The 26,952-nt window shown below is 70.8% G+C and carries 33 protein-coding genes; 20 read left to right on the forward strand and 13 right to left on the reverse strand.

Going from position 1 to position 26,952, the window contains the following annotated elements:
* Positions 1 to 41: 41 nt before the first annotated feature.
* From OG199_RS35700 to OG199_RS35760, 13 genes are all read right to left on the reverse strand, one after another.
* Positions 42 to 557, reverse strand: coding sequence for a hypothetical protein (locus OG199_RS35700; protein WP_277312710.1), 516 nt, complete (start codon positions 555 to 557; stop codon positions 42 to 44).
* Positions 558 to 700: 143 nt separating this feature from the next.
* On the reverse strand, positions 701 to 1,495 hold the full coding sequence (locus OG199_RS35705) for a hypothetical protein (RefSeq protein WP_277312377.1): 795 nt from the start codon (positions 1,493 to 1,495) through the stop codon (positions 701 to 703).
* Positions 1,496 to 1,784: 289 nt separating this feature from the next.
* The gene (locus OG199_RS35710; protein WP_277312378.1) at positions 1,785 to 2,546 is read right to left on the reverse strand and encodes a hypothetical protein; all 762 of its coding nucleotides are present in this window, start codon (positions 2,544 to 2,546) and stop codon (positions 1,785 to 1,787) included.
* Between the two features lie 29 nt (positions 2,547 to 2,575).
* A complete protein-coding gene (locus OG199_RS35715) occupies positions 2,576 to 3,505 on the reverse strand; it encodes a hypothetical protein (RefSeq protein WP_405832946.1) in 930 nt (309 codons plus the stop codon).
* Positions 3,495 to 3,659 carry a hypothetical protein gene (locus OG199_RS35720; RefSeq protein WP_277312380.1) on the reverse strand — a complete coding sequence of 55 codons (165 nt, stop codon included), beginning with the start codon at positions 3,657 to 3,659 and terminating at the stop codon, positions 3,495 to 3,497. The genes OG199_RS35715 and OG199_RS35720 overlap by 11 nt, the downstream gene beginning before the upstream one ends.
* A 112-nt stretch (positions 3,660 to 3,771) precedes the next feature.
* Positions 3,772 to 4,341 (reverse strand): hypothetical protein, encoded by a 570-nt coding sequence (locus tag OG199_RS35725; RefSeq protein WP_405832948.1) that lies wholly within the window; start codon positions 4,339 to 4,341, stop codon positions 3,772 to 3,774.
* Between the two features lie 14 nt (positions 4,342 to 4,355).
* Positions 4,356 to 5,870, reverse strand: a complete 1,515-nt coding sequence (locus OG199_RS35730) for a VirB4 family type IV secretion system protein (RefSeq protein ID WP_277312382.1) — start codon at positions 5,868 to 5,870, stop codon at positions 4,356 to 4,358.
* 22 nt (positions 5,871 to 5,892) lie between these two features.
* On the reverse strand, positions 5,893 to 6,354 hold the full coding sequence (locus OG199_RS35735; protein WP_405832950.1) for a DUF6238 family protein: 462 nt from the start codon (positions 6,352 to 6,354) through the stop codon (positions 5,893 to 5,895).
* 103 nt (positions 6,355 to 6,457) lie between these two features.
* Positions 6,458 to 7,930 carry an SCO6880 family protein gene (locus OG199_RS35740; protein WP_405832952.1) on the reverse strand — a complete coding sequence of 491 codons (1,473 nt, stop codon included), beginning with the start codon at positions 7,928 to 7,930 and terminating at the stop codon, positions 6,458 to 6,460.
* Between the two features lie 81 nt (positions 7,931 to 8,011).
* A complete protein-coding gene (locus tag OG199_RS35745; protein WP_405832954.1) occupies positions 8,012 to 9,382 on the reverse strand; it encodes an ATP-binding protein in 1,371 nt (456 codons plus the stop codon).
* Positions 9,383 to 9,418: 36 nt separating this feature from the next.
* Positions 9,419 to 10,111, reverse strand: a complete 693-nt coding sequence (locus tag OG199_RS35750) for a hypothetical protein (RefSeq protein ID WP_277312386.1) — start codon at positions 10,109 to 10,111, stop codon at positions 9,419 to 9,421.
* On the reverse strand, positions 10,111 to 10,425 hold the full coding sequence (locus OG199_RS35755) for a DUF6112 family protein (RefSeq protein ID WP_277312387.1): 315 nt from the start codon (positions 10,423 to 10,425) through the stop codon (positions 10,111 to 10,113). Before OG199_RS35755 ends, OG199_RS35750 begins: the two co-directional genes overlap by 1 nt.
* Before the next feature lie 134 nt (positions 10,426 to 10,559).
* Positions 10,560 to 11,693 carry a C40 family peptidase gene (locus tag OG199_RS35760; protein WP_277312388.1) on the reverse strand — a complete coding sequence of 378 codons (1,134 nt, stop codon included), beginning with the start codon at positions 11,691 to 11,693 and terminating at the stop codon, positions 10,560 to 10,562.
* A 512-nt stretch (positions 11,694 to 12,205) separates the two neighbouring features.
* Here OG199_RS35760 and OG199_RS35765 point away from each other — a divergent pair.
* The 20 genes from OG199_RS35765 (at position 12,206) to OG199_RS35860 (ending at position 26,923) form a co-directional block, all read left to right on the forward strand.
* On the forward strand, positions 12,206 to 12,961 hold the full coding sequence (locus tag OG199_RS35765; protein ID WP_207316815.1) for a site-specific DNA-methyltransferase: 756 nt from the start codon (positions 12,206 to 12,208) through the stop codon (positions 12,959 to 12,961).
* A 239-nt stretch (positions 12,962 to 13,200) separates the two neighbouring features.
* Positions 13,201 to 13,743 (forward strand): DUF4913 domain-containing protein, encoded by a 543-nt coding sequence (locus tag OG199_RS35770; RefSeq protein WP_207316817.1) that lies wholly within the window; start codon positions 13,201 to 13,203, stop codon positions 13,741 to 13,743.
* A complete protein-coding gene (locus OG199_RS35775) occupies positions 13,740 to 14,225 on the forward strand; it encodes a hypothetical protein (protein WP_207316814.1) in 486 nt (161 codons plus the stop codon). Before OG199_RS35770 ends, OG199_RS35775 begins: the two co-directional genes overlap by 4 nt.
* 18 nt (positions 14,226 to 14,243) lie before the next feature.
* Complete coding sequence (locus OG199_RS35780) at positions 14,244 to 14,942, forward strand: hypothetical protein (protein WP_207316813.1); 699 nt, start codon at positions 14,244 to 14,246, stop codon at positions 14,940 to 14,942.
* 17 nt (positions 14,943 to 14,959) lie between these two features.
* Complete coding sequence (locus OG199_RS35785) at positions 14,960 to 15,703, forward strand: hypothetical protein (protein WP_207316812.1); 744 nt, start codon at positions 14,960 to 14,962, stop codon at positions 15,701 to 15,703.
* 181 nt (positions 15,704 to 15,884) lie between these two features.
* Entirely contained in the window at positions 15,885 to 16,205 is a 321-nt protein-coding gene (locus OG199_RS35790; RefSeq protein ID WP_207316816.1) for an SH3 domain-containing protein, read from the forward strand.
* A gap of 98 nt (positions 16,206 to 16,303) precedes the next feature.
* Positions 16,304 to 16,786, forward strand: coding sequence for a hypothetical protein (locus OG199_RS35795; protein ID WP_405832957.1), 483 nt, complete (start codon positions 16,304 to 16,306; stop codon positions 16,784 to 16,786).
* A complete protein-coding gene (locus tag OG199_RS35800; protein WP_405832959.1) occupies positions 16,783 to 17,226 on the forward strand; it encodes a hypothetical protein in 444 nt (147 codons plus the stop codon). Before OG199_RS35795 ends, OG199_RS35800 begins: the two co-directional genes overlap by 4 nt.
* A gap of 10 nt (positions 17,227 to 17,236) precedes the next feature.
* Positions 17,237 to 17,650 (forward strand): hypothetical protein, encoded by a 414-nt coding sequence (locus tag OG199_RS35805; protein ID WP_326746040.1) that lies wholly within the window; start codon positions 17,237 to 17,239, stop codon positions 17,648 to 17,650.
* 40 nt (positions 17,651 to 17,690) lie between these two features.
* A complete protein-coding gene (locus OG199_RS35810) occupies positions 17,691 to 18,533 on the forward strand; it encodes a winged helix-turn-helix transcriptional regulator (protein ID WP_405832960.1) in 843 nt (280 codons plus the stop codon).
* The gene (locus tag OG199_RS35815; RefSeq protein ID WP_405832962.1) at positions 18,530 to 19,048 is read left to right on the forward strand and encodes a regulator; all 519 of its coding nucleotides are present in this window, start codon (positions 18,530 to 18,532) and stop codon (positions 19,046 to 19,048) included. Before OG199_RS35810 ends, OG199_RS35815 begins: the two co-directional genes overlap by 4 nt.
* Positions 19,045 to 20,280: an MFS transporter gene (locus tag OG199_RS35820; RefSeq protein ID WP_277312397.1), complete on the forward strand. Its 1,236-nt coding sequence runs from the start codon at positions 19,045 to 19,047 to the stop codon at positions 20,278 to 20,280. Before OG199_RS35815 ends, OG199_RS35820 begins: the two co-directional genes overlap by 4 nt.
* A 20-nt stretch (positions 20,281 to 20,300) precedes the next feature.
* Positions 20,301 to 20,615, forward strand: coding sequence for a hypothetical protein (locus tag OG199_RS35825; protein WP_405832964.1), 315 nt, complete (start codon positions 20,301 to 20,303; stop codon positions 20,613 to 20,615).
* Positions 20,616 to 20,668: 53 nt separating this feature from the next.
* Positions 20,669 to 21,898, forward strand: a complete 1,230-nt coding sequence (locus OG199_RS35830; RefSeq protein ID WP_405832966.1) for an ATP-grasp domain-containing protein — start codon at positions 20,669 to 20,671, stop codon at positions 21,896 to 21,898.
* Complete coding sequence (locus tag OG199_RS35835; RefSeq protein WP_405832968.1) at positions 21,895 to 22,767, forward strand: DUF317 domain-containing protein; 873 nt, start codon at positions 21,895 to 21,897, stop codon at positions 22,765 to 22,767. Before OG199_RS35830 ends, OG199_RS35835 begins: the two co-directional genes overlap by 4 nt.
* Before the next feature lie 31 nt (positions 22,768 to 22,798).
* A complete protein-coding gene (locus OG199_RS35840) occupies positions 22,799 to 23,287 on the forward strand; it encodes a hypothetical protein (RefSeq protein ID WP_277312401.1) in 489 nt (162 codons plus the stop codon).
* 91 nt (positions 23,288 to 23,378) lie between these two features.
* A complete protein-coding gene (locus tag OG199_RS35845; protein WP_405832970.1) occupies positions 23,379 to 24,380 on the forward strand; it encodes a collagen binding domain-containing protein in 1,002 nt (333 codons plus the stop codon).
* Positions 24,381 to 24,669: 289 nt separating this feature from the next.
* The gene (locus OG199_RS35850) at positions 24,670 to 25,086 is read left to right on the forward strand and encodes a GFA family protein (protein WP_207316194.1); all 417 of its coding nucleotides are present in this window, start codon (positions 24,670 to 24,672) and stop codon (positions 25,084 to 25,086) included.
* A 406-nt stretch (positions 25,087 to 25,492) separates the two neighbouring features.
* Positions 25,493 to 26,011 carry a hypothetical protein gene (locus tag OG199_RS35855; protein WP_207316195.1) on the forward strand — a complete coding sequence of 173 codons (519 nt, stop codon included), beginning with the start codon at positions 25,493 to 25,495 and terminating at the stop codon, positions 26,009 to 26,011.
* Positions 26,012 to 26,248: 237 nt separating this feature from the next.
* Positions 26,249 to 26,923, forward strand: a complete 675-nt coding sequence (locus OG199_RS35860) for a hypothetical protein (protein ID WP_207316196.1) — start codon at positions 26,249 to 26,251, stop codon at positions 26,921 to 26,923.
* Positions 26,924 to 26,952: the final 29 nt, after the last annotated feature.

Here is a 26,952-nt window from a genome sequence, read left to right on the forward strand (position 1 = left end):
TGGTGTGCGGGGGCAGGGAAGGCTCCGGGAAGCGAGGGGAACTAGCGGCGCGTGGCGGGGCGCGGAGCGCCGGCCTTCGCCGGGGATACGGCGGGAGCGCTCTGGGGCGGCGTGCTGCGCGATGTCCGGATGGCCGGCGCGGGGGCGAGGGAGGACCAGGCTGCCGGGTGGTCGCTGAAGGCGGTGCGCGGGTCGGTGGCCCAGTCCACGACTGGTCCGATGTCCTCGTGGAGGAGGCTGATCACCTCGATTCCCTGCTGGTGTAGGACGTATCCCCACTGCATGTCCTGCGCGTCGGCGGTCTCGTCGGTGACCGTCATACGTACCGGCGGGGAGCCGTCGGGGGTGACCAGGTGGTCGAGCGTGCGGCTGGGCCACTGCTCGCCGCCGGTCAGCGCTGCGACGAGCGCGGGCGGGGCACCGTCGAGAAGATCGGTGCCCAGCTCGTCCCAGCCAACGGCGACGTCGTCGATGAGGTGACGGGACATGGCCTCCACGTCGCGTCCGAACTTGTACTGGTAGGCGGCCAGGAGCAGGGGCAGGTGGTGGCTGGGCACGCCGTCGAGCTGGACGTGGATGCCGCTGTACCCCGTGCCGTCGGCGGGGCGGGCGATGAAGGAACGTGTGGACAGGGACTTCTCCGCATCGGGGCGTTCGGCGGCCATCAAGGTGGTGTGTGGCGCGTGGGAGGGGGACGCGTTTACGCGCGGTCCGACCAGGAGGCGACCGGGGGGCCGGAGGCGTCGGTGCGGGCGCAGGTGTAGCCGATCAGGCGCGACGGCTCGGCCTTCGCGGGGACGCTGGCGGCGTCGTTGCACACGAACGGGTATGTGATGGAGGTGCGGGGCACGTCGTGGAGCCAGGCTCGGTCATCCTTGCCGGGGTTGATCTGCAGGCCGGAGTGCGCGACGGCGTCGGTCTGGGTGTGCGTGTGGGAGAAGAGGACCAACGCGCCGCCGTCGGTGGTCTTGAGGGCGTAGGCGTCCTTGTAGCGGTTGGCGGTGCCGGCGAAGACGGTGGTGCCCTGTCTCCCGTAGCGGGTGCCGGTCTTGTCGTGGACCTCGATCTGCTGCTTGCTCGCCGTGGTCGGCGCGAAGACCTTCGTCCCGGTGTTCGCGCCTCCGGTGGCGAAGTTGTCGATCACGCCTGTGCGCAGCAGGTCGGCGCCGGCTGCCAGCTGCTTGTCGCCGTTCGCGGCGACGGCCGTGGCGTACGCGTCCCGGTCGAGGGCGATGTCGGGCAGGTTCTGGCCGTCGAGGTCGACGACGGACACCAGCTCCCAGCGCTTGTGCTGGGGCCGTTCGGCGAACACGCCCAGGCGCGAGGGGGCCTTGCCCTTCCGGTCCGAGAGCGCGGCGGCGAACCAGCGGTCCTGCCCGGCAGCCAGGCGCGGGATGTACAGCTTGGCGTTCGCGGAGTCGTAGGACCACGGCTTGTACGGCTTGCGGTCGGCCGCGGGAAGACCTTCGGTCTCGGTGTAGTCCGAGACGGACATCGCGTACAGCGGGCCGTCCTCGACCGTGTCGAGCAGGCGCCGGTTACGGTCGGCGTTGGCCTCGTTGTTGATCTCCGAGTAGTGCGTGATGACGTCGCGGGCCTGGGCGGCGCTGAGACCCGGGGCGGGCTTCGGGGCGGTGCTGGCGCGGGGCGTCTGCTGGGCGTGGGCGGTGCCGCCTTCGTCGGCGCAGCCGTTGAGGGCCAGAGCGAGGCAGGCAGTGCCGACGATCAGCGGCAGGGTGGGGCGAGCGTTGCGGATGGAGGCTCCAAGAATCTACGGAAGGGGATCAGCGCGTGCGGCTGGTCGTTGGTGCGGTCTTCGGTGACGCCGGCGGAAGGGCGGCGCTGGTGGTGGGCGCCGAGTGGCGCAGGTTCACGCCGATGCCCTTGGCCGTGAGCTGCTGGACAACGCTGTGGATGCGAAGGGCACGACCGCTGTCCCCGTACGCGGTGGGCAGGAGGAACGCCGATTGGTGCGGGTGGTACTGGAATCCGTGGGCGTACAGCGTCATGCGGGCATCGACCGGCACGCTCTCGTACGGCGCGCCGAGGGCTCCGTCGCTGTACAGGGTCAGGGTGAGGACCTGGTCGACCTGCGGCGGGCCGGGCCGGTGCGGGGGGTCGGGCTGGGCCACCGTGTTGTCGAGGACCTCTTGCAGGGCCTGTTCGTAGCGGGGCAGCACCCGCCGGGCGACGTGTGCCGCGGCCCGTGCAGGGTCCTTGGGAACGGCGCTGCCGTTGGGTTCCTCGACCGCGTCGAAGTGGTGGGGCTTGATGTGCGGACCGTCGGGCGCGAGCGGGGCGACGACGAACTGGTGCGGGTAGAGGGGCCGGTCGGCCACGTACAACCGCTGGTCGAGCACGGCGTCGTGGGTGAGGATGTACTGGCTGACGACGTAGTCGACGTGGCCGGCGTCCCAGAGCTGCTCGGTGCGGGGGAACTGGTCCGCGTACTGCGCGTGGCGCTGATACTCGCTGGTCCAGGTGCCGGGCAGATGGTCGGCTAGACCGGCAGCGAAGGCGGACAGGTCGGTACGGGGTGAGGCCATGTGTCCTGGAAGGAGGAGGTGGTCCGGCGTCAGCGCGTGTGCCGCGGCTGTGCCGGCGGGAGGGCTCGCGGGGGAAGGGACGGCGGACGCACCGGGGCGGACGTGAGCCGCAGGGCCGGCAGGAGCGGGGTCAGTGCCCGCATCCGGTCCTCGGCCACGTGCAGCACCTCTCCGAGGTTGCGGATCACGGCGGCGGCGTCAGCGAGGTCGTAGGACAGGTCGAAGCCGTCGTCCTCCTCGGCTTCCTTGGCCTTCTCCCCGGCCGCTTCGAAGAACTCCCCGAGCTGTGCCAGCAGGCCGTGGCAGGGCTCCAGGATCTGGTGCAGGAAGGCAGCGGCCTCCGCATGCGACTCGGCTCCGTTGAGCCGGTCGGTCAGAGCGCGGAGCGCGTCGCCGTAGACGTAGACGGAGGCGCGGCCGGCGGAGTCGGGGACGTCCGGGGCCTCGGGCGCGTGGAGTATCGGCGTAGCAGGGAGCGCGCTCCGGTCTCCGGTCGATGTGGCGGGATTCGGCAGCAGCCCGAGCTGGCTGAGGCGATAGTCGATCGCCTCGATCAGAGGCTCGGCGCTGCCGCCGTGGCGAGCTTCGGGCCGCTGGGGAGCATCAGGGTCAGCAGAGGGAGCCGAGTCGTAGACGACCTCGAACAGCGCCTGGTCGTCCGGGTGCTCACGCGTCGCGATCCAGCCCTCCGGATGCCCCAATGGGCGGTCGGAGGAGGGCTCCTGCGGCGGACTGATGATCAAGTAGCTTTCGTCGGGGAGCGATACGGGCACGATGTACGCGCTGAGGCCGAACTCGATGTCGCACTCCAGCCCACGCTGCCGCAGTGGCGTGGTGATGTGCGCGTGGCGGCGCCACAGCTCCTGCCACCACGGGGTGGCCACATTGCGATGGTCGGGAAGCGGAGCGAGTGGAGCCGTGCGGTCGCCGGCACGGATGTTTTCGTCGTCAGCGCCCACGGCTCCTCCTGCGGGAGACGGGCGTGCGGTGCGGCGGTGGTGTCCGGTGGGCCGGGCAAGGCTCCGGAACCGGGGTGAAGTCGAATTCGTACTCGTCGTAGGAGGCGATCAGGTCGTGTTCCATCTGGGCTTCGCGTTCGGCGACCTGCGCCATGAGGCCATCGTGCTCGGCCTGGCAGCGCTGGTACTCGGCCCAGTCGGCTTCGCTGAGATGAGCGGGGCGGTTCAGGGGACTCCTTGAACTGGTGACGGTTCTTCGAGGTGGGCTAGCGGTGGCGACCGCTCGGCTTGGGCGGCGGGGGCGCCGGGGTTTCCCGGGGGGTGAGCGTCGAGAGGAAGCGGTGGAAGCCGAGGTGGTCGTCGAGTTCCTTGGCCGCGTCGCGGAGAGATTCCGACGTGCGCCGCAAGAACGCTCGCGCCGACGCGTGATCGATGACCATGCGGTTCTTGAGGTAGTGCCGGTCGGTCGGGTGGGAGGACCGTGGCAGGGACAGGGCGCTCTCCGCAGTCTCGGTGAAGTGCGGTGCTGCGTCGCTCGACATGGAGGCCGCCGTGGCGAGATGGGCCAGGACGGCACTGCCGGCGCGGGTCGTGCTGTGCGGGCTCCGGGCGCAGTCGGCAGTCAGCCGGAGGACGTCGCGGGAGAGGTCCTGCGCGTCGGCGGCGTGCTGGAGCAGCGCGGTGTAGGAGGGCGTGGCCGGGACGTGGCCGCTCTCGTCCAGCAGTTCCCACTGCTGGGCGGCATCGAGCAGTTTGCCCTTCATCGCGCTGAGCGCGCCGATAAGGTGGACAGCGTCGTCGCGCGGTATCAATTCGCGTTGGGTGTCGGGTTTCACCGGCCTCTTGCTGTTCAGTGCATGCGGGCGTCGGTGTCGAAGAGCGCCAGCTCGTGGCTGTGCAGAAGGTGCTGCACGATGAAAGATCGTCCGGCGACTTTCCACAGGCCACGCCCTCGGTTGAGGTGCGCGATGGCATCCATCTCGACGGAGGTCAGGCCGAGCAGGGAGGCCGCGGCGTGGAGCTGGTCGGTCTCCTGGCGGTAGATGATCCGGGTGCTGCAGTCGGCGAGGAGGCCCTCGGCCAGAGCCCGGCCCTGCGATCCGGCGTCGCCGGCGGTGAGCAAGTCGGACAGCCGGTGGATCACCATGAGGTTCGAGATGCCGAGGCCGCGGGAGAGCTTCCACTGGGCCTGCATGCGCTGCAGCAGGCCGACGTGCCGCATCAACCGCCACGCCTCGTCGTACACGATCCAGCGCCGGCCGCCGTTCGGATCGGAGAGTGCGGATTCCATCCAGGCGGAGGCGCAGGTCATCGCCAGGACGAGGGCGGTGTCGTCGCCGGAGCCGCCGAGCCGGGAGAGGTCGATGGTGAGCATCGGCGCGTTCGGGTCGAAGGCGACGGTGGAGGGGGCGTCGAACATGCCGGCCAGGTCACCGTGGACGAGGCGTCGCATGGCGTGGGCCAGGTCGCGCGCGGCGTCGCCGAGTTGGCCCGACATCATCCCGGCGGCCTCGTCGAGCGCACTCGGGTTGTTGAGGGTGGCGGCGACATCGCCGAGCAGCGGGGTGCGGCCCGTGTCGACGGCGCGGGTGACAACGGCGTCCAGGGCGACGTCCAGGGCGGTGTGCTCCATGGGCATCAGGTCCCGGCCCAGGACGGTCCGGGCCAGGGAACTGAGCAGGAGCAGGCGCCGTTTGCGGATCTCGCCGACCCAGTCGGCCTCGGAGACGCTCTCCGGGCGCGGGGCCGCGTCCAGGGGGTTCAGCCGTCCGGGCAATCCGGGGCCGAGCGCGACGGACCGGCCGCCGAGGGCTTCCGCCACCGGCGTCCACTCGCCCTTCGGGTCGCACGGCACGTAGACGCGGTATCCGAAGGCCACCGAACGCAGGGCGAAGCTCTTGGCGAGCGCGCTCTTGCCCTGGCCGATCACCCCGGCGAGCAAGAGGTTCGGGTTGGTGAATCCCTCGACCTTGCCGTACAGGGCGAACGGGTCGAAGACGAAGGACGCTTCTGCGTGGACGTCGCGCCCGATGTAGATGCCCTCGGCGCCGAGTCCGCCTTCGGCCAGGAAGGGGTACGCGCCGGCGGCCACGGCCGTCGTCATGCGGTGGGCGGGCAGCTTCAGCCGGTTGTTACGCGCGGAGGCGGGTCCGGGACGTCCGCTCGGTGGGTAGAGCGCGGCGGGCATCTCGTGCTCGGCGGATGTGCTCTCGGGCTGGTGGGCGCTGGCTTCTGCGCGGGCCTTGGCGGTGGCCTCGGCGAGCTGGCGACGGGCGACCTTGCGGCTGGCGCGGTCGGTGCCATGGGGGGTGAACAGCGGGCTGGCGGACGCGCGGCGTGCGCGACGGGCGGGCCGGTGGCTCATCGGTGGCCCTCGTTTCTGCGGCTCATCGCACGCAGGCCGTGGTGTGCGGGCGGAGGTCGGTGGGGGTGGTCTTGCGGCGGATGATGTGTCCGGCGGCGAGGTGGCGCTGGCAGATTGTGAGTACGGGCGGTCCCTCGGGCAGCCGCTCTGGATGGCATGCGCTCGGCTCGGCTTCTGCTGCTGTGTTGTTGGGCAGCAGGTGGAAGGCGGAGTGGACCTCGCTGGTGGCCTGCCAGAGGCGGGTGTGCGCGGTGGTGAGGTGGCGGCCGGCGGCGGGGTGAGGTGGCCGGGTGTTGTCGGCGAGCCGGTCCAGGAGCTGGTGCAGGGCGGTGAGGTGGGCGTGCAGCACGTCGAGGTGCAGGCGGTCCGCCGGGAGGGGTGGGTGCGCGTCCGTCGGTGCAAGGGCCCGGGTGTGGTGGCGTACTCCGGCGCTGGCGGCGCGAAGGTAGGGGTGCGCGTCGTCCGGAGGTGTGCGAGAGGTCAAGGGCTGTGGTCCTTCCTGCCAGGAGGCAGGGGCGATGACGGGTGGTCCGTCGCGGGTGATCGAAGAGCCGCGGGCGGCGCTGGCCGGCGGGGACGGGCGCGGCTCACAGGGCGGTTCGGGCGAGCGGGAGCGCGGTGAGGGCGAAGGCGTCCGACTGCTGGTAGTTGAGCCGTCGGAGGTCGACGCCGGAGGTGACTGCGTGGGTCTCGATCTGTGCGCAGGCGGCGTCCAGGAGGGCGTCGGTCTCGGCGGTGACGGTGACCAGTCCGGTCAGGGCCACGTCGGCGTGCCCGGCGATCAGCTGGCGTTCGCGTGTTTTGACGTCGGCGTACTCGACTGAGTCCTCTTCGGAATCGACCTGCCCGCGGCGGGCGCGTTCGTTGGCGTCGGCGATGATCGCGGCCTTCTTCCGCTGGACGTCGCGCAGCGCGGACTCGAGTCCCTGCGGCACGTATATAAGGGAGAGGCTGCGGCGCACGCCGGCCGTGAACATGAGCCCGTGCAGGAACCCGGCTCCCATTTCGGTGCGCGGCCAGTTCTCCACCCAGTACGTCGCGTGCCGTGCGCTGTCGGTGGCGAGGCGGTCGTACTCCTCGTACTGGACGACGGGCCCGGCGGCTGCGGGGTCGGCTTCGGCGCGGCCGGTCTCGGACCACTGCTGGAGTGCGGCGAGCGCCTTCGGGTCGTAGGCGGTGCGGATGACGGCGGCGATCTCCCGAGCGCTCAGCCATCCGGTGACCGTGAGCCCGGCGTTGCGCGCGGCCTGCGCGATGCTGGCCGTGGTCTGCTCCATGACGGTGAACGCCCCGGGCAGCCCTCCGCCGGCCTGCGAGATCAGGCGTCGGGCGGCCTTGAGGTCGAGGGAGATGGCGAGGTAGGTCTCGTGCGGTGCGGCGGCGGGGCCAGCCGAGGCGACCAGTTCGGAGTAGATCTGTCCGGCGACGGGGGCCTGGGGCTGTCCCTGCTGGGTCCAGTGGCGGGTGAGGGTGTCGCCGCTGTCGGGGACGGTGCGTTCCAGCACCTGGACGGTGGCGACGTGCCCGGTGCGGGCGATGCCCGCCAGGGCGCGTCCCCAGCTGCTCACGTGGTGGTTCTGGGTGGCCGGGTCGAGGAGGACGAAGGCACGTGAGCTGACGCGGGCGATGGCGGTCAGGGTCTGCTGGTGCGGGTCGTGCACGGCCGCTGCGCCGTTGGCGGAGTCGCCGGGGGTGACTACTTTCAGAGAGGCGGCGGTGCCGGGCAGGTGGAGGACGCCGTCCTGCCTGGGGCGGGTGACGGGCCGGGCGAGCCAGAGGGTCTGGCCGGTTCGGCGGCGGTGTGCGTAGCGGGTGACGATCGGCGCCCAGTCGATGAGGGAGCGGCCGTGTCGGCGGATCGCGACGAGGGCGCCGGACGTGGCCCACAGCGGGGCCAGGGCGACGGCGCCGAGCAGTCCGGTGGAGACCACCGTCATTAGCAGCAGCGCCAGCGTGCAGGACACGAGGACGAGTTGGGGCAGGGAGAGGCCGAGGAGGATGCCGCGGCGGGACCGGTGCGGGAATTTCACCGTGACCGGGGCGACGGAGAGATCAGTCAAGGGGCGGGTCCTGGAGGCGCGGGTGGAACCCGGGGGCGGGAGGTGGCGTGCACATCCCGCCCCCGGGAGTCGGGCAGGGGATCAGAGGCCGGTCGGCGGCGGTGAGGCCGACCCGCTCGACGTGGCGTCCTGTGAGCCGGAGGACGGCGGTGCGCCCTGAGGCGGCGGGGTTGTGGTCGGCGGAGCGGACTGCCATCCGCCGCCTTGGCCGGACGCGGCATTCGCGCCGGATCCGCCCGGCACCGGGCTGCCGCCCACCTGGCCGCTGGTGTCGTCGGACGCGCTCGTCGGTGCGGGCTGGACGGCCTTCTCCAGACCGGACTTGACGGCATCGCCACCGGGCGAGACGCCCGTGCCGCCGCTCTGCGAACCTTCCTTGCCCTCTCCGCCTCCACCCGTCGGGTTGGCGGCGACGTCGCCAGGGAAACCGCCCCCGCCGGCGTCGGGGCCTTGTGGCGCGGCCCCCGCTCCGGCGGCAGCGCCACCGGTTCCGGCGGTGGCCGCAGCCGAGGCTGCCTTGCGGGCGGCCTTCTCGGCGTGTGCCTTGGCGATCTGCGCTCCGGCGCCGCCGGCCCGGTGGATGGACTCGCCGTCGGTGCCATCGGCTGCCCAGTGCACGAATTTGAAGACGGCGTACGGGCAGAGCAACACCAGGATCATGATCACGATGCCGGACATGACGTCGGCCAGAGCGGCGATGCCGTCCTTGGCCTCGGTCTTGCCCATGGCGGCGATGCCGAGCACGAAGATCACGGTCATCACGAGCTTGGAGACGACGAGGGTGGCGGTGGCTTCGATCCAGCCCTTGCGCCAGCGCCGGGCGACCTCCCAGCCGCCGCCGGCGGAGGCGAAGACGGCCAGCGTGACCATGACGAGGATGCCGACCTTGCGGACCATCATCACGCACCAGTAGAGGAAGGCGCCGATGGCGGCGCCGAGGCCGGCGACGACTGGCACGAGCCAGCCCAGTCCGGCCAGGCCGCCGATCTGGTTGACCTTCACGATGCGGCGTACGGCCGACTCGATGTTCAGGTGCGCGGTCTTGAACAGGCCGTCGCTGACGGCGTCGACCACTTCGACGGCGACCGTGGTGAAGGCGATGGCGCAGAAGGCGAACAGGACGCCGCTCATGGTGCCGGTGAACGCTTGTGTCAGGGCTTGTCCGTCGCGTCGGATGGCGGCCCGCACCAGCTGTGCGCAGATTGTGGCGACCAGCAGAACCAGGCCCAGTGGCAGCAGCATCTCGTAGTTGTCGACGAACCAGGTCGCGTTGAGGTCCACCTTCGTGGTGGTGTTGATGGCCTCGGCGGCCAGATCGGCTGCGGCGGCTGCCAGTTCACCGGCGGACTTCGCCATCCAGTCACCGATGGCCTTGCCGGGGTCCGAGGCGAAATCCACCGCGTCGCCGACGGCGCACAGCTTGTCTGCCAGGGGAAAATCACAGAAACCCACGAGGAGTTACTCCTCCTTTCTTGTCTCAGGTGCGGGTCACTGCGTGACGATCGGTGCGATGGCGGCCAGGGTGCAGTCGTGGTTCGGGCGGCACTGCACGGCGAGGGTTACGGCCCGTTCCTCGGCTCCGCCGCCGCCCTCTTTCCAGCTGAGCGTCTGCTTGCCGTTGACGGTGACGACGTAGATGTACGCCTCGGTGATCGCGGACGGGTCGTCGGCCAGGGCCGCCTTGAACGCGGAGGGGTAGTGGCCCTCGGTGACGCTGGCGGTGGCGTGCTGGTCCTGGTCGGCCATCCGTGACCACAGCACCGGATCGGGCACCTGGCCGGAGACCGAGGCCCAGTCTGCGTACGTGGTCTCGGTGGTCATCCAGGCGCGCATGCCGGCCAGTTGCTGGTCGCGGTTGGTGTCGCGGGTGTCGTAGGACCACAGCATCTGGGCCGCCGCCTTGGCGTAGGCGACCGGCTCGGCGATCTGCGGAGGCTTGGGCACCGAACCGGATCCGGAAGAAGGCATGGGGGCGGACTCGGAGGAGGACGGGCTGCCAGTCGGGGCCGGCGCGGCAGTGTCCGGGGCCCGGTGGCCGTTGCCGCCGCCGGTCAGCAGGGCGACGATCCCGGCGATGGCGAGCAGGACGGCGACGGCAGAGGCGACGATCGCGATGCGCCGGTTGGCCGACCAGCCCGCGCCGTACGAGGACAGCGAAAAGGAGGGGAATCGTTTCTGCATCAGTGGACCTGCGACCCGAGGGCCGAGAAGAACGCGACGATGCCGTTCGCAGCACCCAAGCCGAGGGCGGCGCCCGCGGCCACGACGGCGCCCTTCTTCCCGTTTGCCTCGGCCTGGTGACCACCGGTGTGGTGACCCCAGGCCCATACGCCGAGCGAGACGGCGAGGGCGCCGACGACGGCGATGATCCCGAACATGTTGATGCTGTTGACGACGTTCTTCAGCACGGCGAGGCCAGGCAATCCGCCACCCTTGGGCGAGATTCCTGGGTCGTAGGCGAGCTGGATGACGCGGTCTGCGAGAGGGACGGACATAGGTGTGGCGGGGCTCCTTGTATACGCGGGCCAGGCGAGGCCGGCGGGAAGGGGTAAGCGGAGGGGGAGGCGCGCCCGGGCGCGGAAGTGGCCGCGGCAGCGGCCCGCCCGGAGCGGTGCCGGGCGGGGCGGCGTCAGAGGACGCGGCGGGCGGCGAGAATCGTCCAGTCCTTGATCGGGGTGATCCGGACCGGCTTGGTGGTGCGCGGCGCCTCGATCACGAGGCCCTCGCCCATGTACATGCCGACGTGCTCAGGCCGTGCGGCGCTGCCGCGGCTGAAGATCAGGTCACCGGGCTTGAGTTGGGCGGGCGAGACCGCCTTGCCTTCATTGACCTGCGTGTACGTGGTGCGGGTGAGTGTGACGCCGACATGCGCGTACGCCTGCTGCATCAGGCTGGAGCAGTCGCAGCGGCCCATGGGGTCAGGGCCATGCGAGTTCGTGCAGGAGCCGCCCCACTGGTAGAGCGTGCCGAGCTGGTGCATCGCCCACTCGATGGCCTTGCGCGCCTTCGGGTCGGCGTCCTTGGGGATCGCGTAGCCCTTCGGGACGCTCCCCTCGGGGATGCGGCCGAAGCCGGAACCGTCCTGGCCCGGCGCGCAGCCGGTCGTACTGGTCGACGATTGCTTGCCCTGGTCCGCGTCCTTGCCGTCCCCGTCGTTGCCGCCGCCCGGGAAGGTCTTGGCGATGGCCTCCTGCAGCGCGGTGGCCAGGTTCTCCCACTGCGCGTACGCGTCCGGGAGGCCGGATTTCTGGACGGCCTGTGCCGCCTGGGTGACGGTCATCTGCTGCCAGCCGTCGACCTTGAGCAAGTGCTTGTAGAACTGCTCGCTCGCGTAGACCGGGTCGCGGATCTGCTGGGCGCTGCCCCATCCCTGAGAGGGACGTTGCTGGAACAGGCCGAGGGAATCCCTGTCGCCGTAGTTGAGGTTGCGCAGCCGGCTCTCCTGCATCGCCGTGGCGAGCGCGACGATCTGTCCCTTCTTGGGGACGTCGAGCGAGAGGCCGGCGGCCACGATCGTCTGGGCGTTGGGGACCTGCTCGGCGGGCAGATCAAGGCCCTCGATGTGGACGTTCTTGCCGGACGCGCCGTCGAGGATCTTGGTGACCTGCTCGGCGACCTTGTCCGTGTCGATGTCGGTCAGGCAGCTGCTGAAGGAGCCGCTGCTCTGCACGGCGTCGGCGGAGGAGGCCAGCATCATGCCGGTGCCGGCGATCAGGATTGGGGAGAGGAAGACGACGCCGATGCCGGCGGCGAGCGCCTTCAATCGGAGCGGATCGCTCGCCGGTCAGCGTTTCCGGGCAGGGGTGGGTGGCGAGACGTCATGAGCGTGTCCTTCGGGGTGCGGTGTCCGGCATGCCGCGTGCGCGAGGCGTGTTGGAAGGGCGCGGCGGCCGGGGTGGGCGATCGGGACGGGCCAGCGCGGGCGAGTTGCCGCTCGCTCCGCGTGGCCGGGCCGTGAGCTAGGTGTGCCGGGGCAGGGGGTACCTCCGTGAGATGTGGCGGGAAGTAGCCAGCGGCGGTGTGCGCCGGGCGGTTCAAAAACAGTAGGCGCGGATCGGCGGTTGACCAAAAAGTGGGCGTGAGGTATCGGAATCCGGCACCTCAGCAACGCACTTCTTGGTCGTCGGCGGATTCGCCTCTACAGTTTTTGGACTCCCCCTCGCCCTCCTCGGTCTGCGGCCCTGGGCTTCTGCATGCCCACTTCCGGCCCGCGAGGACTTCTGTGCGAGGCGGCTAATTCCCTCTGCGACTCCGCACCCGAATAGGGGTTCCTCTTTGCCTTTTTCTCTGCACCAGGGCGACGCCCTCAGTGTTCTCGCCGGCCTTCCGGACGGCTGCGTCGACTCCGTCATTACCGATCCGCCGTACAACTCGGGCGGTAGGACCGCGAAGGAGCGCACCACCCGCTCCGCGAAGCAGAAGTACACCTCCGCTGACGCCCAGCACGCCCTGCCGGACTTCACCGGCGAGAACATGGATCAGCGCTCGTACACGCTCTGGCTGACCCAGATCATGACCGAGGCGCACCGCATGACGAAGACGGGCGGCACAGCGTTGCTGTTCACCGACTGGCGCCAACTGCCGGCTACGACGGATGCCTTCCAGGCCGCCGGATGGCTGTGGCTGGGCATCCTGACCTGGCACAAGCCGCAGGCCAGGCCGCAGAAGGGCAAGTTCCGCCAGGACTGCGAGTACATCGTCTGGGGAGCCAAGGGCAAGATTGACGCCGCCGCGAACCCGGTCTATCTCCCCGGCCTCTACAGCGCCTCGCAGCCGTCGGGGTCCAAGCGCCAGCACATCACCCAGAAGCCCGTCTCCGTGATGCGGGAGTTGGTCAAGATCAGCCCCGAGGGCGGCACGGTGCTCGACTTCTGTGCCGGCTCCGGCTCCACGGGCGTCGCCGCCCTGCTGGAAGGCAGGGACTTCATCGGCGTGGAGAAGACCGAGCACTACGCGTCGATTGCGGCCGACCGGCTCACCGAGACGATCCGCGAGACCCTCACCCAAGAAGACGTGATTCTCACCGTCTGAGCCGCGAGCGCGCTTCCCGTCAAGGCGACCGGCGCCCTAGTTGGCAATCCGACGAAGCGGGCTTGCAACTCGCTGGCCGCTCCGGCGTCGGCGTTTCCGTCTTCCTCTCATTCCGCGTCTCGTAGGAGGCCGAACTTTTCATGCCCGAATCCGTAAAACCGTCTGACGGTGGGGAGTTGGAGCCGGTACGTATTCCCGATCCGCAGCTGGAGGGAATCGAGGCGAGCGTCCGACGGCTCATGGAGCAGTCGGCGCAACAGGCGCAGCAGCTCGACCATCTCGCGTCCGCCCCGGAGCCGGGCGGATCGCCGTTCGCCGCGTTCGGCATGCCGGGGCTCGGCGGGCCGCCTGCCGCCGCTCCGCCGGAGCCCCGCCCGATCCTGGAACTCGACGGGGAAGAACGCGAAGACGAACTCGACGCCCTGTCGGACTGGGTCGACGACTTCTTCCTCCCGGTGTACGGGGCGGAGGTCACCACCGCGGCGCCCTGGTGCCTGCAGTGGCAGGAGCACGACGACGTCGTGGCCTGGCTCCACGCCCTGTGGCTCGCCTACCAGCAGCACAAGGACCCCGAAGCCGGACTCTCCGGTCTGTTCGTGTGGCACCGGGACTTCCTCACCCACGCCGTTGCGGCGATCCGCGCACCGGGCGGGCCGCTGTCGGCGTGTATGACTTCCCCCGAGCGGCCGGCGCACCGTCTTCTGCCCGGTCCGCCGCCGTCCGTGCGTACGGAGACGGCGGCCACGGCGGAGGCCGCCGAGCCGGACGAGCCGACGTCATGACTGCGGGACAGGGACAGCCCGGCTTCGGCTTGAGCTTCGACCCGCGCGCGCTGACCGATCTCCTGCAGGCTCCCGGCGATATCCGCGATCTCACCCTCGCCTACCTGCAGGAAGTCGTGAACGCGCAGCGCTTCGGGCTGCGCCTCGACGGTGACTTGGAGGGGTTCCGGAAGCTGTTCGTGGACTCCCGGAAGGACTGGCGCGTCGTCTACGGCGTCCGCCCGGCGCCTGCGGAGTCCGCGTACCAGAAGGAGATCCACGTCGTCGCGGTCCGGCCGCGTGCGGGCAACGACGTCTATGACGAGGTCGGCCGCCGCCTGGGGATGACCCGCCGGCCGCTGAGTGCCCGCACCCACGCAGCACGCTCCCGCTCCCCGCAGCTGACCACCCGCGGTCCCGTGCCCCGGCCCGGTCCACCGTCCACCGCGCTGCCGGGTCTGCCCCGTCCCGCACAGAACCCCGCGCACCATCACACCCGCTGAACGCATGGAGCGTCGCCTATGTCCCCTGAACCCGCGCCGACACCAGCCCGGCGTGCGGTCTCCCCGCTCGACCACCGCCTCGAAGCCGTCACCGGCCACGACATCGACACCCTGTGGGCCTATCGCGACCGCGGTGTCCTCGACGAGCCACATGCCCACCTGGTCGACCAGCATCGCGAGTTGGCCAAGACCCAGACCGGCGTCACCTTCTACCTCCGCCTCCTCATCCGCCTGTCCAGCGGCGAGTTCCCTGTCGATGACGCCCTGTTCACGCGTATCGACCGCGCCGTGGACCAGCTGGAGGAGGCCACCGTCGCACGGGATGCCGCTGCCCGGAAGGTGCTCGGTGCCCTGGAGCCCATCGAGGCCGCTGCGGCGGCCTCCGCGCCCGGTGTGAAGCAGCTCTCGACGGACGACCAGGCGGCGCTGCTCGCCATCGCCGGCGGCGCCAAGCTGCACGAGCACCTGCTGACGGGCCGGATGTCCGTCACCGTCGCCTCCGGCACTCGCATCCCTCACGCCAAGCTGCAGCGTCTGGAGGACGCCGGCCTGGTCGTCCGGGATACCGACCACCCCGTGCACGCCGGCCAGCCAGTCGCCCTCACCGACGTTGGACGGGCCGCGCTGTTCGCCGCCCGCCGGGCGCCCACGACCCGGGCGCCGAAGGTCCCGGCCCGACCCGGCACATCTCCGTCCACCCCGGCGCATCGGCGCTGAACTCCTCCGAAAGGCCCTTGTTGTCTCCCACCGAACCGGCGCCGGCTCGGAAGTCCATCCCCCAAGTCGACTTCGAGCTGGACGACTTCGACGCCGACGAGGAGAAATACCTCGACTTCTACCGCAAGGTCGGCGTCCACGAGGACATGCTCGTCCCCCTCGCCCATCACCACGACGGCGCGCACAGCTACTGCGTCCTCTTCGACCGCACCGCCACCTACGGGCACCCAGGCATGCCGCAATACGTCGCCGTTCACCTACAGCGGGACCAGGAGAAGGAGACGTTCGACTTCGAGCAGGCCCTGCTGCCACTGCCCGCGATGGCGCAGTCCTGGCTCATCCACCGCGGCTGCCCGCACGATGCCATCGGCCTCAACCCGGAGCTGGGACCACCGCCGGCGGACGAGGTGACTCGCGCGCTGGAGCGACGCCTCGCGGGCGACGGCGACCACTACGCCATGGGCTACTCCTACACCGCCGACGACCCGGACGACATGGTCACCGTCGTAGCCCTGCGCGCCCTGGACGAGCGAGCCCCCAGCCCGTTCCGCGTCATTGTCGAGGAGGTCGACACCGACGCGTGGACGCACACCCTGCGCGAGGGCGGCTTCGACACGGTGGGCGAAGCCCGGCAGTGGTGCGACGACCGGCTTACCGGCGAGGTCGGTCCTCTCCCGCCGGTCCGCCCGGCAGCCGCAGCCAGCCGCCCGGCCGGTGTGGCGAAGGCCCCTGCTCCGCGCCCGCCCGGCCGTTCGCGCTGAGCGCCAAGGCCGACGCGGGCGCCGGAACATAGCCGACGATCGCCGGTTAGCCAAACCGGCGATTCTCCGGACTCTTATACAGCCGCCGGGACAACTTCCGCGGCGCCATTCCACGCAATCCCTATGCCTTCACGGAGGTTTCTTCCGCATGCGCTCCACCCGAATTGCCATCTCCGCAGCGATGCTCGGCGCACTCGCTCTGCCAGTGCTGTCCGCCACCACCGCCAGCGCGGCGACCGTACCCACCGCGGCAACGGCCGTTCCCACGGTCAGCTGCCAGAACCTCCCGCCGCTCCCGTACGCCGTCCACGCCAAGGCCGTGACCATCCGGTCCAAGGACAGCTCGAAGTCCACAGCGCTCGGCGTGCTCTACAAGAGCCACAAGTTCAGCGTGGCCAAGAAGAGCGGCAACTGGCTCTACATCACGGACAAGTCGACCGGCGTCAAGGGCTGGGTCTCCGGCACGTACGTCTACCGCGACGTCCGAATGTGCCTGGACTGACAGGAATTCAGCCGGTACCCGTAATCGGCTGAGCTGCCGGGTACGGCCGCCCCTCACATTCCTCAGGCATCGGCCTTTCCAGAACAGGAGTCTCCCTTTTGTCCGACGGCATATCCGATGACGCTGAGGATGTCGTGGGCGTGCTCACCGAACGGATCGAAGCGTGCTTCGCCATGGACATGGATCAGTTGAAGGCCGCAGTCGGTGCCGCGCCGGCCGCGAACCCTGACGCCACCGACGTCGTCAAGTGGCACGGCCTCCTCGTCCAGGCGCAGTCCGTGCTCGACCATGCGGAGGACGACCTCCTCGCCGCGCTGGAAACCCAGCCCAGCGAGGTCGACGACCCGACGATGGGACTCGCCCACCGCGTGAACGCGGCCGTCACCGCACGCGACGGCCGGGCCATGGTCGTGCGGTGGCTCCTCGACCCGGACGCTCCGGGCAAGAAGGATCGCGCCGCCGAACGGCTCGCCCGCCTCCGCCCGCGAACCGGTCCGGCGGTGCAGACCAGCGCTCCCCAACGACCCCCGGGGACACCTGCGCCGGCGTCGGCGTGGCGGGCGGGAAGGCCCGTCCGTTGAGCCGGATCAAGGCCAGCAGCATGGACGCCGACTTGCAGAGGGTTTTCGGGAATCTGCTCCCCGCGCTGTGCGAGGCGGCTGCCGGCCCCGATGCCTCGCCCGCCCTCGCCCGTGTCCTGGAACTGCGCTCCTTCCTGGCTCTGACCGAGGAGCAGGTCGCCCGCGTCCGCGACCGCGTTCACGCGGACATGGATCCGGACCGCGACATGGGCGAGCTGTCGGCGGACAAGCTCCGCTTCGACGCGCAGTGGTTGGAGGCGGCGTTGGATGCCCGCGACGGCTACCGCGCAGCCCTCGGCGAGCTGCTGCGCACCATGCCTCCACCCGGCCAGAGGGCCCGGCCCGTGCGCACCACGCAGCTCAGGGCCACCGCAACCCTGCCCCCGTCCGCCGCCCCGGCACCCCAGCGTGCCGGGGCGGCCCGGGCCCGCCGACCGTGAAAGCCCCCGCTTGTCCCACCTCACGTCCACCGAGATAGCCGGACGGATCGAGGACCTGTACGGCGCGCCGCTCGCCGACCTCGAAGCCCACGCCCAGGACCAGCCGCCAGGCATGCTCTCCGCCCTGCTCGGCATGCACGACGACCTCGCCCTCGCCGAGCGCAGCATCGACGTCCACCGCGACCACCTCGCCCGGCTCATCCACCCCGAGCGGCAGATCGGCCGCCACGAGGTCTCCCACCTCCTCGACGGTGCACGCCGGCTCGCCGAAGCAGTCGCCGTGCGCGACGTGCAGGCCAAGTCGGCCGCCGCCGTTCTGCAGAGCCTCGCCCGCGTCCCGGCCCCCACGCCGTCCCCACCGACTCCCTCGCCGCCCGTTCCGGCTCCGCCCCTTCCGGCCCAGAGCACGGCCCACAGCCGCTGACCCGCAGGCGATTTCCCTTACTCACCCAGGAGTTCCTCCCTTGGCCATCACCGCTCTGCCTCCCGACGCCGACGCCGACATAGCCCGGGTCACCGAGGCCCTCGCCATGATCACCCCGCGCTGGAACGTCCGGATCCTGCTGGCACTCTCCGGCCCGCCGCTGCGCTACAGCGAGCTGGCGGCCAAGGTGTCCTGGCTGCAGAACGGCCAGCTCCACCCCAAGCTCAAGGCGCTGTGCGACGCCGGGCTCGTCGAGCGCACCGAACACACCGCACGGCACGTCACCTACGGCCACACCGAGCGTGGCGTAGCCCTGCTGCCGGTCCTGCCGATGATCGTCACCTGGGCCGAGGAGTACCTGGAGACGGCGGACCGCACGCTGCCCGCGATCGAGCAGATCGAGGACAGCCTCACCCTGCTCGCCCGGCGGCACGCCGCCGCCATCCTGTGGGTGCTCAAGTCCCGCGAGGAGGCCAGCGGCCGGGCCCTGGCCAGGATCGTGATGCCCAACAGCGACTGGACCAACGTGTACCCGCCGCTGCGGCAGCTGGTGAACGACGGCCTGGTCGACACCGAGGGCATGGGCCGGCCATACCGGCTGTCCGCGGCGGGCGACGGCCTGGGCCCCGTTCTCGGCGCCCTGTCCGCGTGGTCCGCCGGGCAGCCCCTCAACCAGGCGGCCCACCACCCGGTCTGGGGGCACCCGCAGGCGAAGCCCGCGCCGAGGCCATGGGTGAGCAGTCAGTCCCGGCCGGCGCCCGCAGCCCTCCCGCGGGCCCGGACGGGTGAGCCCTCTCCGGCGTGGCACCACCGCGATCTCTTCTCGCACGCCACGACCGCCCGTCCCAAGGCGGCCATCCCGGCGGGAGGGCCGCGCCGATGACCACCCGCTTCACCTCTGCCGAAGTACGCCGCGCTGTCGAGCTGCTGGCCTCGCGCTCCGTGATCCGCCTGGTCACCGAGATCGACGACAACGGGGCCATACCGCCGCGACGGCTGGCCGGCACCCTCCCCGACCTCTCCTCGCACCAGCTGCGCCGCGCTGCCGAAGCGGCCCGCGCCTACGGTCTCGTCCGGACCGCACCCGGCTCCGGTCTGGAACTCGCGGACGCTGGAGCCGAGTTGGCCGACCTGTACGACGCGGCGGCGCGCTGGGCACGACGCCACGCCTACCCGGCACCGGTCTGCGAGTTCAGCAGCCGCATCCGCCACGTCCTCGACCTCCTGGCGCCCTCGCTCGCGCCCGAGCGCGCCGACGGCCTCTCACCGCGGTCCGCCGCGCACCTGCCCAGCGCCGACGCCGAGGCGGACCTTGCCCGTCCCCGCGCTCTGCTGATCCAGTGGCTGGCCGGCAACCCCCAGGCCACCCGGGTGTCCGAGCCCGAGCCGGTCGTGTGAGCGCAGCGGTCACACCCCGGCATGCACGCCACACCGCCGGGCTCATGCGCAGCATCTACCTGCCGCGCACGGCGGACGCCCTCGCGTCCGCGATGTCCACCTACGGCATCCCGCTGCTGGTCCTGGCGACCACTCGCTCCGCCGCGCTGACGGGAGCCGCGTTCGCCCTGGAATGGATACCGAGGCTGGCGGCGTTCGGGTGGGCCGGATCCATCGTCGACCGGCGCGGGGCGGCCGTCGTCTTCCACCTCGCCTCCCTCGGACGCGCCCTGGCCCTCGCCGCCGGCGCGGTCCTGCTCTACCTCCGCCCGTCCGGCACCGTCGCGAGCGCGACCGTCATGGTGCTCGCGGCGACGACCGGCGTGCTCACCGAGTTCAGCTACATCGCGGCCGAGACCGCCGGCGCCGCCGCCGGCCGCCGAGCGGGGGCGGGAGCCCACCGCGTCCAGGCCGTCCTGCTCGGCATCGACCAGACCGCGACCCTGGCCGGCCCAGCGCTCGCCGGGGTACTCCTGCTCGCCGGGCCACCGCCGATGCTCGCGGTGATCACCGTGCTCTCGCTTCTCGCCGCGCTGCTCGCCCTGCGCACACCCCCCTCGCCCGTCGCTCCGGCCCGCGCGCCGAAGGGGCAGTCCAGCCCCGGACTCCTCACCGGGTGGCGCACCATCCGCTCGCTTCCCGCGCTCGGCTGGCTCGTGACCGGGCTGACCCTGTCCAACCTGGCCACCGGGCTTCTCCAAGCGGCCGGCCCCGTCATCGTCGTCCAGCACTTCGGGCAGTCCACCACTGCCGTCGGCCTGGTCTGGTCCGCCGCTGCGGCGGCCACCCTCTTGGCCGTCACCGTCTGCCGGTTCGCGCTGGACCGCCTGGGCCTGTGGCCAGTCGGCGCCGCCTGCGCCGCCCTCGCCTCGCTCGCCTGTCTCGCCGCCGCCCAAGCCCCCGACTACCTGTCCTACCTGGTCCTGGTCGCAATCCTCATGGCGGGCGAAGGCGGCATGACCGTCGTCCTGCGCACCCTGCGCTCCCGCCTGATTCCCCCGGAGAAGTTCGGCAGCACCCTGTCGGCGACCATCCTCATCCTCCTGCTGCCCTTCCCCGTCGCCGGCGTGCTCACCGCTCTCACCCCGCCCGACGCGCTGAGCCACGTCATCACCGCGTGCGCCGCTCTGCAGGGCCTCGGCCTGTTCTGCGCCTTCGTACGCCTGCGCACCGATCCCGCTCTGCGCACCTGACCCTGCCCCACTGCCAGCCTGTGGAGGACCTCAGGCCCACCGCCGTCCTCGGATCGCACCGCGCGACCGGTCGCACCATCACCGAACAGTTCCACGCCTTCGACGCACACAACCCGCACGTCTACCGCGCCCTGGAACGCATGGCCGCCCGCCGCCTGGCCGCCGGCGCCACACGGGTCAGCCTCAAGGACCTCTTCGAAGACCTGCGCCGCCAACTCCCGTACGGCGTAGCCGGGCTGAACAACAACTACACCGCCCTCTACGCCCGCCGCCTGATCGACGACCACCCCCACTGGGCCGGGGCGTTCGAGCTGCGCCGCCGCCGTGCCGCCTGAGACACCCATGCTCTCTTCTCGCCCTGCCGTCCACCGATACGGAGAACCCCTTCTTGTCCGCTCGTCCCCTCGTGCTCGTCGTTTCCCCCGGCGACGAGACCTATCGCGGCTACTGCCTTGAGCAGGTGGCCGCCGCGTACGACGTCGTCCTACTCACCGGCACCGAGCCGTCGTGGGAGAAGCCGTTCATCGTCGACCACGCCGTCATCGACCTGGCCGATCCCGCAGCACTGCTCGCCGGCGGCCGGGCCCTGGCCGAGCGCCACGACCTCGCCGGCGTGGTCACCTGGGACGAGTGGCACCTCGCCCCCACCGCCCGCCTCGCCCGAGCGCTGGGTCTGTCCTCGACGTCCGTCGAGGTGATGCGGGCCTGCCGCAACAAGGCCACCGCTCGCACGCTGTTCGCCCGCCACGGGGTACCCTCGGCCGCCTCGATGAAGGCGCGAACCCTGCTCGAGGCCGGCCTTGCGACGATGACGCTGGGCTACCCCGCCGTCATCAAGCCCGCCGCGTTCGCCGGCAGCATCGGCGTGATCCGCGTCGACCGTCCCGAAGAGCTGCCCGCCGCGTTCGCGTTCGCCTCGGCCGGCGCGAGCCGCAGCCGCGAGGACACCGGCGTCCTGGTCGAGGAGTACCTCGACGGGCCGGAATTCTCGGTCGAATGCGTCACCCACCGCGGCGAGACCACCGCGGTCGCCGTGACCCGCAAGCACCTGGGCGCCGAGCCGTTCTTCGACGAGACCGGACACACCGTCGATGCCACCGATCCGCTCCTGGCTCAGGTCGCCCCGGCCGCCGCTGCTGCGGTCCGGGCCCTGGGGATCACCGACGGCGTGCAGCACGTCGAGCTGCGTCTGGTGGACGGCCGGCCCCGGCTGATCGAGGTCAACGCGCGCATCGGCGGCGACATGATCGGCCACTTGGTCCGCCTCGCCACCGGCATCGACCTGCCCAAGGCCGCAGCCGACCTCGCCTGCGGCCGAGCGCCGGACCTCACCCCCACCCGCAGCGGGGCCGCGGGCATCCGCATGCTCTACCCGGACGCCTCCGGCACCCTCACCGCACGGCACATCAACCAGCCGTTCGCCGCCCACACCCCGTGGCTACGGCAGATCCAGTGGATCCGCGAGATCGGCGAGCAGCTCCTCCTGCCGCCCGACGGCAACCTGTTCACCGCCCGGGCCGGGTTCTACATCGTCACCGGCCGCACCACCGCCGAGGTCACCGAACGCCTCGACACCGCCGCCGACGAGATCACCGTCGCCACGAGGACGGACCGATGAGCCACCAGCCCGACCCGCACCGCGACATCGACGGCGACGTCTACGTCTCCCCGCGCCACCTCGCCTCCACCACCGGGACCGGCGACCCCGCCCTCGCCCCGCTGCTCGACCTCGGCTGGGACCTGCGGTACGACGCAGACTCCAACGTGTACGTGAGCGCTCCCGACCGGCGCGTGCGCCTGGGCTACCTGCCCGAAGGCGAGGACGACGGGCTCTGGCGCATCAACGCCTACAAGGACTCGTTCGGCCCGCCGGCGTGGGGCGTCTGCTTCAACGACCGCGTCCCCACCGAGTTCGTCCAGGCGTTCACCACCGTCCTCGCTACGGCGTACGAGCAGGGGCCGGACGCCTACCTCGCCCGGCCGGTCTCCGGGATCGACCAGCACGATCCCTTCCTCGCCGTCGTCCCGCTCCTGAAACAGGGCTGGGAGATCGACCGCCCGCGCTGGGGCGTCTTCGCCGTCCAGGCCCCGGACGGGCTCGCCGGAATGGAGTTCACCACCGGCGACCTCGATCCGGAAGCCGAGCTGACGACACGGGACGCCCGCTGGCAGCTGTGGGCGGGCAAATCCATCGACCGACCCGTCTGGTACGCCACGGCCAGCACCGACACCCCCGTCGCCCTGCTCACCGCCGTCACCGAGTGCGTCGCCGATCCGGCTCCGCTGCCCCGGTGGCGTCAGGAGACCTTCAGCTACATCAAGGGCATGGCCCAGCTCACCCCAATCCTCCCGCCCGGACCGCCGGCCCCCACCCCGCTAGACGTGCAGCGAGCCGTCTCATCCCGCCGCCCGGCCGCGCTCCCCGTTCCCAGCGTCCCGCGCTGGAGCACCACCAGCCGACCGGCCCTGCCCGGCCCACGCCGGTAGGACCAGCCCGACCCCGACCGGAGACACCTTCTTGTCCCTGCAAGCCCCCGAGTTCTTCGCTGAGCTGTTCCTCCCCTTCCACGACCACGCCGTCGTGGGCAACACCTACTTCGCCGCCCCCGTCCCCGGCGCACGGCTGCGGCTGCGGATCGATTTCACCGGCACCATCCACGCGGACACCTACGGCGGGCTGCGTGTGGCGGTCCTCCACCCGGACCGCGGCGAGATCGACGCGGTGGCGCTCAGCTTCGTGGATCACGGAACTTTTTACCGCCGCGACGAAGCCACCAACACCCGGCCGAACACCAAGCAGTACGGCACCTTCGACAAGTACCACCGCCCCGGCCGACCCCCGTGGGACGGGGCCGTCACCACCGGGCTGCGCGATGCCATCGAGCAGTACACCGCCGTCTGGTTCCCCGGTGCCTGGGCCGCGTCCGCGCCCAGACGCGCGGCTGGCCGTACCCCACGCAGCACTCCCGTCCCGCCGGCCACCCCCGCCGGGTCCCGCACCCGCTGAGCTATCCGACGCCCGCTCTGCCCGCCCGCACCGCTCGCCGACCGGCCGCACTCGCTGACCTTCCCTTACTGATCAAGGAGTCCTCTACCTCGTGCACGCACGTCTCGTCCGATCCGCCGCCGTCGCCGTCGCGGCGGCCGGCACCCTCACCTGGGCGCCGGCCGCGAGCGCCCAGCCCTCCGAACTGACCCCCTCGGCCTCTGCCGCCCCCGCCGAGACACCGGCCCCGGACGCGGGCAGCGTCGAGATCACCGCGAAGGACACGGCCGGGGATGTGCTCCCCGGCGCTGCGTTCCTGCTGCTCGACTCCGCCGGCCAGGAAGCCGGACGGGGGAAGACCGACGCACAGGGGAAGCTGGCCTTCCCTGACCTTGAGCCGGGCGTCTACCGGCTCAAGGAGACTGCCTCCGGCAGCCCGCTCCACGAGGTCGTCGCCGACCAGGACGTCATCGTCACCCCGGGCGCGACCACACGGCTGACGATCACCGACCCGTTCAAGGCTGCCAAGGTTCTCCTGCAGGCCAAGGACGACAAGACTGGCAAGCTCCTGCCCGGTGCGACCGTGAACATCGGCACCGGCACCTCGACGCTGCTCACCCTGACAACTGGTTCCAAGGGCACGGCCTCTGGCGAGCTGCCGGTGTCGAGCCGGAAGACGCAGTTCTGGGTCAAAGAGATCAAGGCTCCCGCCGGCTACGACCTTTACAAGCCGTCCAAGACGTTCAGCGCGGGTCCCGGTGCCCCCGTGACCGTGACCGTCACCAACGCCAAGACCGCCACCACCCCGCCGCCCACGCAGAAGCCGACCGATAGGCCCGCCGACAAGCCGAGCGACGAGCCCTCCCCGAGCAAGCCCGGCAAGGACGAGGACGTCTCGGTGCCGTCCGCCTCGGGTACCCCGACCGCTGACAAGGCCGCGTCGAGCACTGCGACGCCCGCCCCCGCGGGCTCGCTCGCGCACACAGGCGCCGACGCCACCCCGTGGCTGATCGGCAGTGCCGGAGTTCTGATCGCTGCCGGCGGAGGCGCACTCATTGCGGCTCGCCGCCGACGCACGGACGACTCCACCGACGACGGCTCCAGCGAGAGCTGACCTTACTCACAGCATGACGGAGTGCCCCCGGAATCATTCGATTTCGGGGGCTCTGTCGTGGATGCGTATCCGATGCGAGCGGAGGCGGTGTGCAATGCGGTCGATTCACCCGCCGCCCATACGTGGTCCTTGCGTATCGCCGAACCGTGAAGACTCGTACGCGCGTTCACCGCCAGGGGTGGACTTGCCGCCTCTTTGGTGTCGGACAATACCGAACGCCAGCGCGAGCGTGCAGAGGTGCGGCAAGCTGCCGCGGGAAATCAGAGTTCTCGCACCAGAGGAGCCACCCATGGCCGAGTCGATCGTCGTCCCCGACCTATGGACCGGGCACTGCCAGTGTGGCGACCACGCGTACGAGGCGTCCGGTATTCCGGACGACCCCCACTTGTGCTCGTGCGAGCACTGCACGCGCCTGTCCGGTGCGCCGGCGATGGCGTGGGTCGGATTCCACAGGGACGCCCTGAAGTGGACGGGCCCGGGAGGTGAGCCGACGTACTTCTCCACCTGGCCGACGCTTCATCGAGGCTCCTGCCAGCGCTGCCGCACCCAGCTCACCTCCGTCGCGGACGGCTCGGACATGATCATGGTGGCGATCTTCAGTCTCTCCCACAGCGCTGAACTGGCCCCGGTCGGACACAGCTACCGCGAGGAAGCGGCGCCTTGGATGGCCATCACGCTCGCGCCCGACCCTCAGCGCCGGACATGACGGTCTGCGCTGAGCCCCGGTTGCGAGATCGGCGCGTCCCCGCGGGCATTCACGGTGAATTCGGGCGATCCTGTGCCCGGACCGCGCGGCGCAGCTCCGCGTGAGCAGCTGACGAGCAACGCTGCGCTGGCCAGTGCGGGTGTCGGGCGATCCGTGACGACAGCAGGAGGAGTCGTCGCCGCAGCGCCGTGGCCCCCGCGGCGGGTGGCAGTGCGGAGAGTGCCTCGTATGTGCGGTGCCACTCGCGTTGGGCTTGCAGCAGGTCGTCGGGGTAGGGCGCGGTCTCCATGAATTTATTCAAGCACTTGTTCGATTTCGGGTGCATCTCTCGTTGGTCCTTCGTGTTCCCCGCCCTACTGTGGAAGGGCAACGATCTCTACTGGGAGCACAACGAGTGACAGCGTCAATGGAGCGGCTCTGCGACTGGGTCGTCAATATGGACGAGGTCTGGGTCCACGGCGACCGGATCACCGATGGCCACGTCGCTCTGGATATGCGCCTCACGCCAGGGCTCGATCCTGGCGAGGTCGCCCGGGACGGACAGTGGGTCCTGCGCAAAGCGCAGCCCTCACGCTGGGTGGCTGAGCAGCGCCCCGACCTCTCAGACGTCATTCCTGACCCGGCGGACGGCTCGGACTGGAGCGAGGTCGCCTGGTCTGCGTGGGTAACCCGCGGCCTGTGTATCGGCGCGCTACGGGGCGCCGCGGTGGCGGTGGACCACGGGTGGCTCTGTCGTCTCGAACCCGGCTACCGGATCGAGGGGGCTCCCGGACGCGGCGCGTTGCGGATCGTGACCAAGAAGCCCGAGCCGTCGCTGCTATCGGGCGGTGCCGTGCATCGAATGGTCATCGGCGCCGTGATGCCCACGCCGATCGAGGCTTCGGGCACGGTCCTTAAAGCCATCGTGCAGGACCTGAAGGTCTAGGACTACCGGGTGAGCAAGCGGCCTCAGCTTCCAGGTGATCCCTCCGACCTGCACCTGCGCATCTCATACGACGACGAACTCTGGGACACCCCGCAGGCCGACACGCTGGAGCGATGGAGTGTGGCCGTCCTCCACCGTCGGCGTGTGCACAACGGAGACCGTGGGCCGGCGGGCACGAGCAGCTGCGTCACAGCGGATTGCCCCTCGTGCACGGTCGAGGACGCCACCGTGGGGTCGATGACGTTCTACCGCGTGCACCTCGATGGTGCCCGGAATGCGTACTGGGCGATGGAAGAGGAATCCGAGGAGTTGTACGAGACCGCCCAGGTGCTCCTCGATCCCGAGACGGGCTTCTTCACCGGCGAGGTCAGCGAGTTGCTGGAGTACGTCGGCTCCGCGCTGCTCGTCATGGACCGGGTGACGCTGGATCCTGCGTGGCGTGGGCACGGCCTGGCGGCCGTACTCAGCTGCGAGGTGATCCACCGGCTCATGGCCGGCTGCCGGGCCATCGCCTGCTCGCCCGGTATCGCCGACCTCAGCAGCCAGCGTCTGACGGGCCAGGCCGAGTGGGACCGCGTGAACGCCAAGATCGACCAGGGTTGCAGAGGCTCGGGTTCCGCCTCTACCGCGACAACGTCTATCTCCTCTCGCCTGCGTCGCAAGACCTGGAGGAGCAGCGTGGCGCGCTTCGAGGGCGCCTTGCGGAACTCGGTGCGTCTTGGCGGATCGGGACATCATGACGGGCGTCGCCGCTGCCAGAGACGTGCGCTCCAAGGAAGGCTCCAGCCGCGGCGGAGGGTCGGTGTCTCACCCGGGTCTGGCGACGCCTTCGGCGGCGGGGCGATTCTGTCGGGCCGTAGGCCGATCTTGTCCGGGTGGACGCAGGCCGGCACCCCTTCGTCGTGGGTGTAGCGGTGCCCGTTCTCCGGATGGAACGGGCA

It is taken from the genome of Streptomyces sp. NBC_01176, assembly GCF_045039825.1.
Taxonomy (GTDB): Bacteria; Actinomycetota; Actinomycetes; order Streptomycetales; family Streptomycetaceae; genus Streptomyces.

Bases quoted from the DNA above. Each gene is read 5' to 3' on its own strand.
- OG199_RS35860 (WP_207316196.1), top strand. From the start codon at position 26,249: ATGACGTTCTACCGCGTGCACCTCGATGGTGCCCGGAATGCGTACTGG.
- OG199_RS35720 (WP_277312380.1), bottom strand. From the start codon at position 3,659: ATGGCGCAGGTCGCCGAACGCGAAGCCCAGATGGAACACGACCTGATC.
- OG199_RS35705 (WP_277312377.1), bottom strand. From the start codon at position 1,495: ATGTCCGTCTCGGACTACACCGAGACCGAAGGTCTTCCCGCGGCCGAC.
- OG199_RS35815 (WP_405832962.1), top strand. From the start codon at position 18,530: ATGACCACCCGCTTCACCTCTGCCGAAGTACGCCGCGCTGTCGAGCTG.
- OG199_RS35755 (WP_277312387.1), bottom strand. From the start codon at position 10,425: ATGTCCGTCCCTCTCGCAGACCGCGTCATCCAGCTCGCCTACGACCCA.
- OG199_RS35780 (WP_207316813.1), top strand. From the start codon at position 14,244: ATGTCCCCTGAACCCGCGCCGACACCAGCCCGGCGTGCGGTCTCCCCG.
- OG199_RS35850 (WP_207316194.1), top strand. From the start codon at position 24,670: ATGGCCGAGTCGATCGTCGTCCCCGACCTATGGACCGGGCACTGCCAG.
- OG199_RS35770 (WP_207316817.1), top strand. From the start codon at position 13,201: ATGGAGCAGTCGGCGCAACAGGCGCAGCAGCTCGACCATCTCGCGTCC.
- OG199_RS35750 (WP_277312386.1), bottom strand. From the start codon at position 10,111: ATGCAGAAACGATTCCCCTCCTTTTCGCTGTCCTCGTACGGCGCGGGC.
- OG199_RS35835 (WP_405832968.1), top strand. From the start codon at position 21,895: ATGAGCCACCAGCCCGACCCGCACCGCGACATCGACGGCGACGTCTAC.
- OG199_RS35790 (WP_207316816.1), top strand. From the start codon at position 15,885: ATGCTCGGCGCACTCGCTCTGCCAGTGCTGTCCGCCACCACCGCCAGC.
- OG199_RS35710 (WP_277312378.1), bottom strand. From the start codon at position 2,546: ATGGCCTCACCCCGTACCGACCTGTCCGCCTTCGCTGCCGGTCTAGCC.
- OG199_RS35775 (WP_207316814.1), top strand. From the start codon at position 13,740: ATGACTGCGGGACAGGGACAGCCCGGCTTCGGCTTGAGCTTCGACCCG.
- OG199_RS35855 (WP_207316195.1), top strand. From the start codon at position 25,493: ATGGAGCGGCTCTGCGACTGGGTCGTCAATATGGACGAGGTCTGGGTC.
- OG199_RS35730 (WP_277312382.1), bottom strand. From the start codon at position 5,870: ATGAGCCACCGGCCCGCCCGTCGCGCACGCCGCGCGTCCGCCAGCCCG.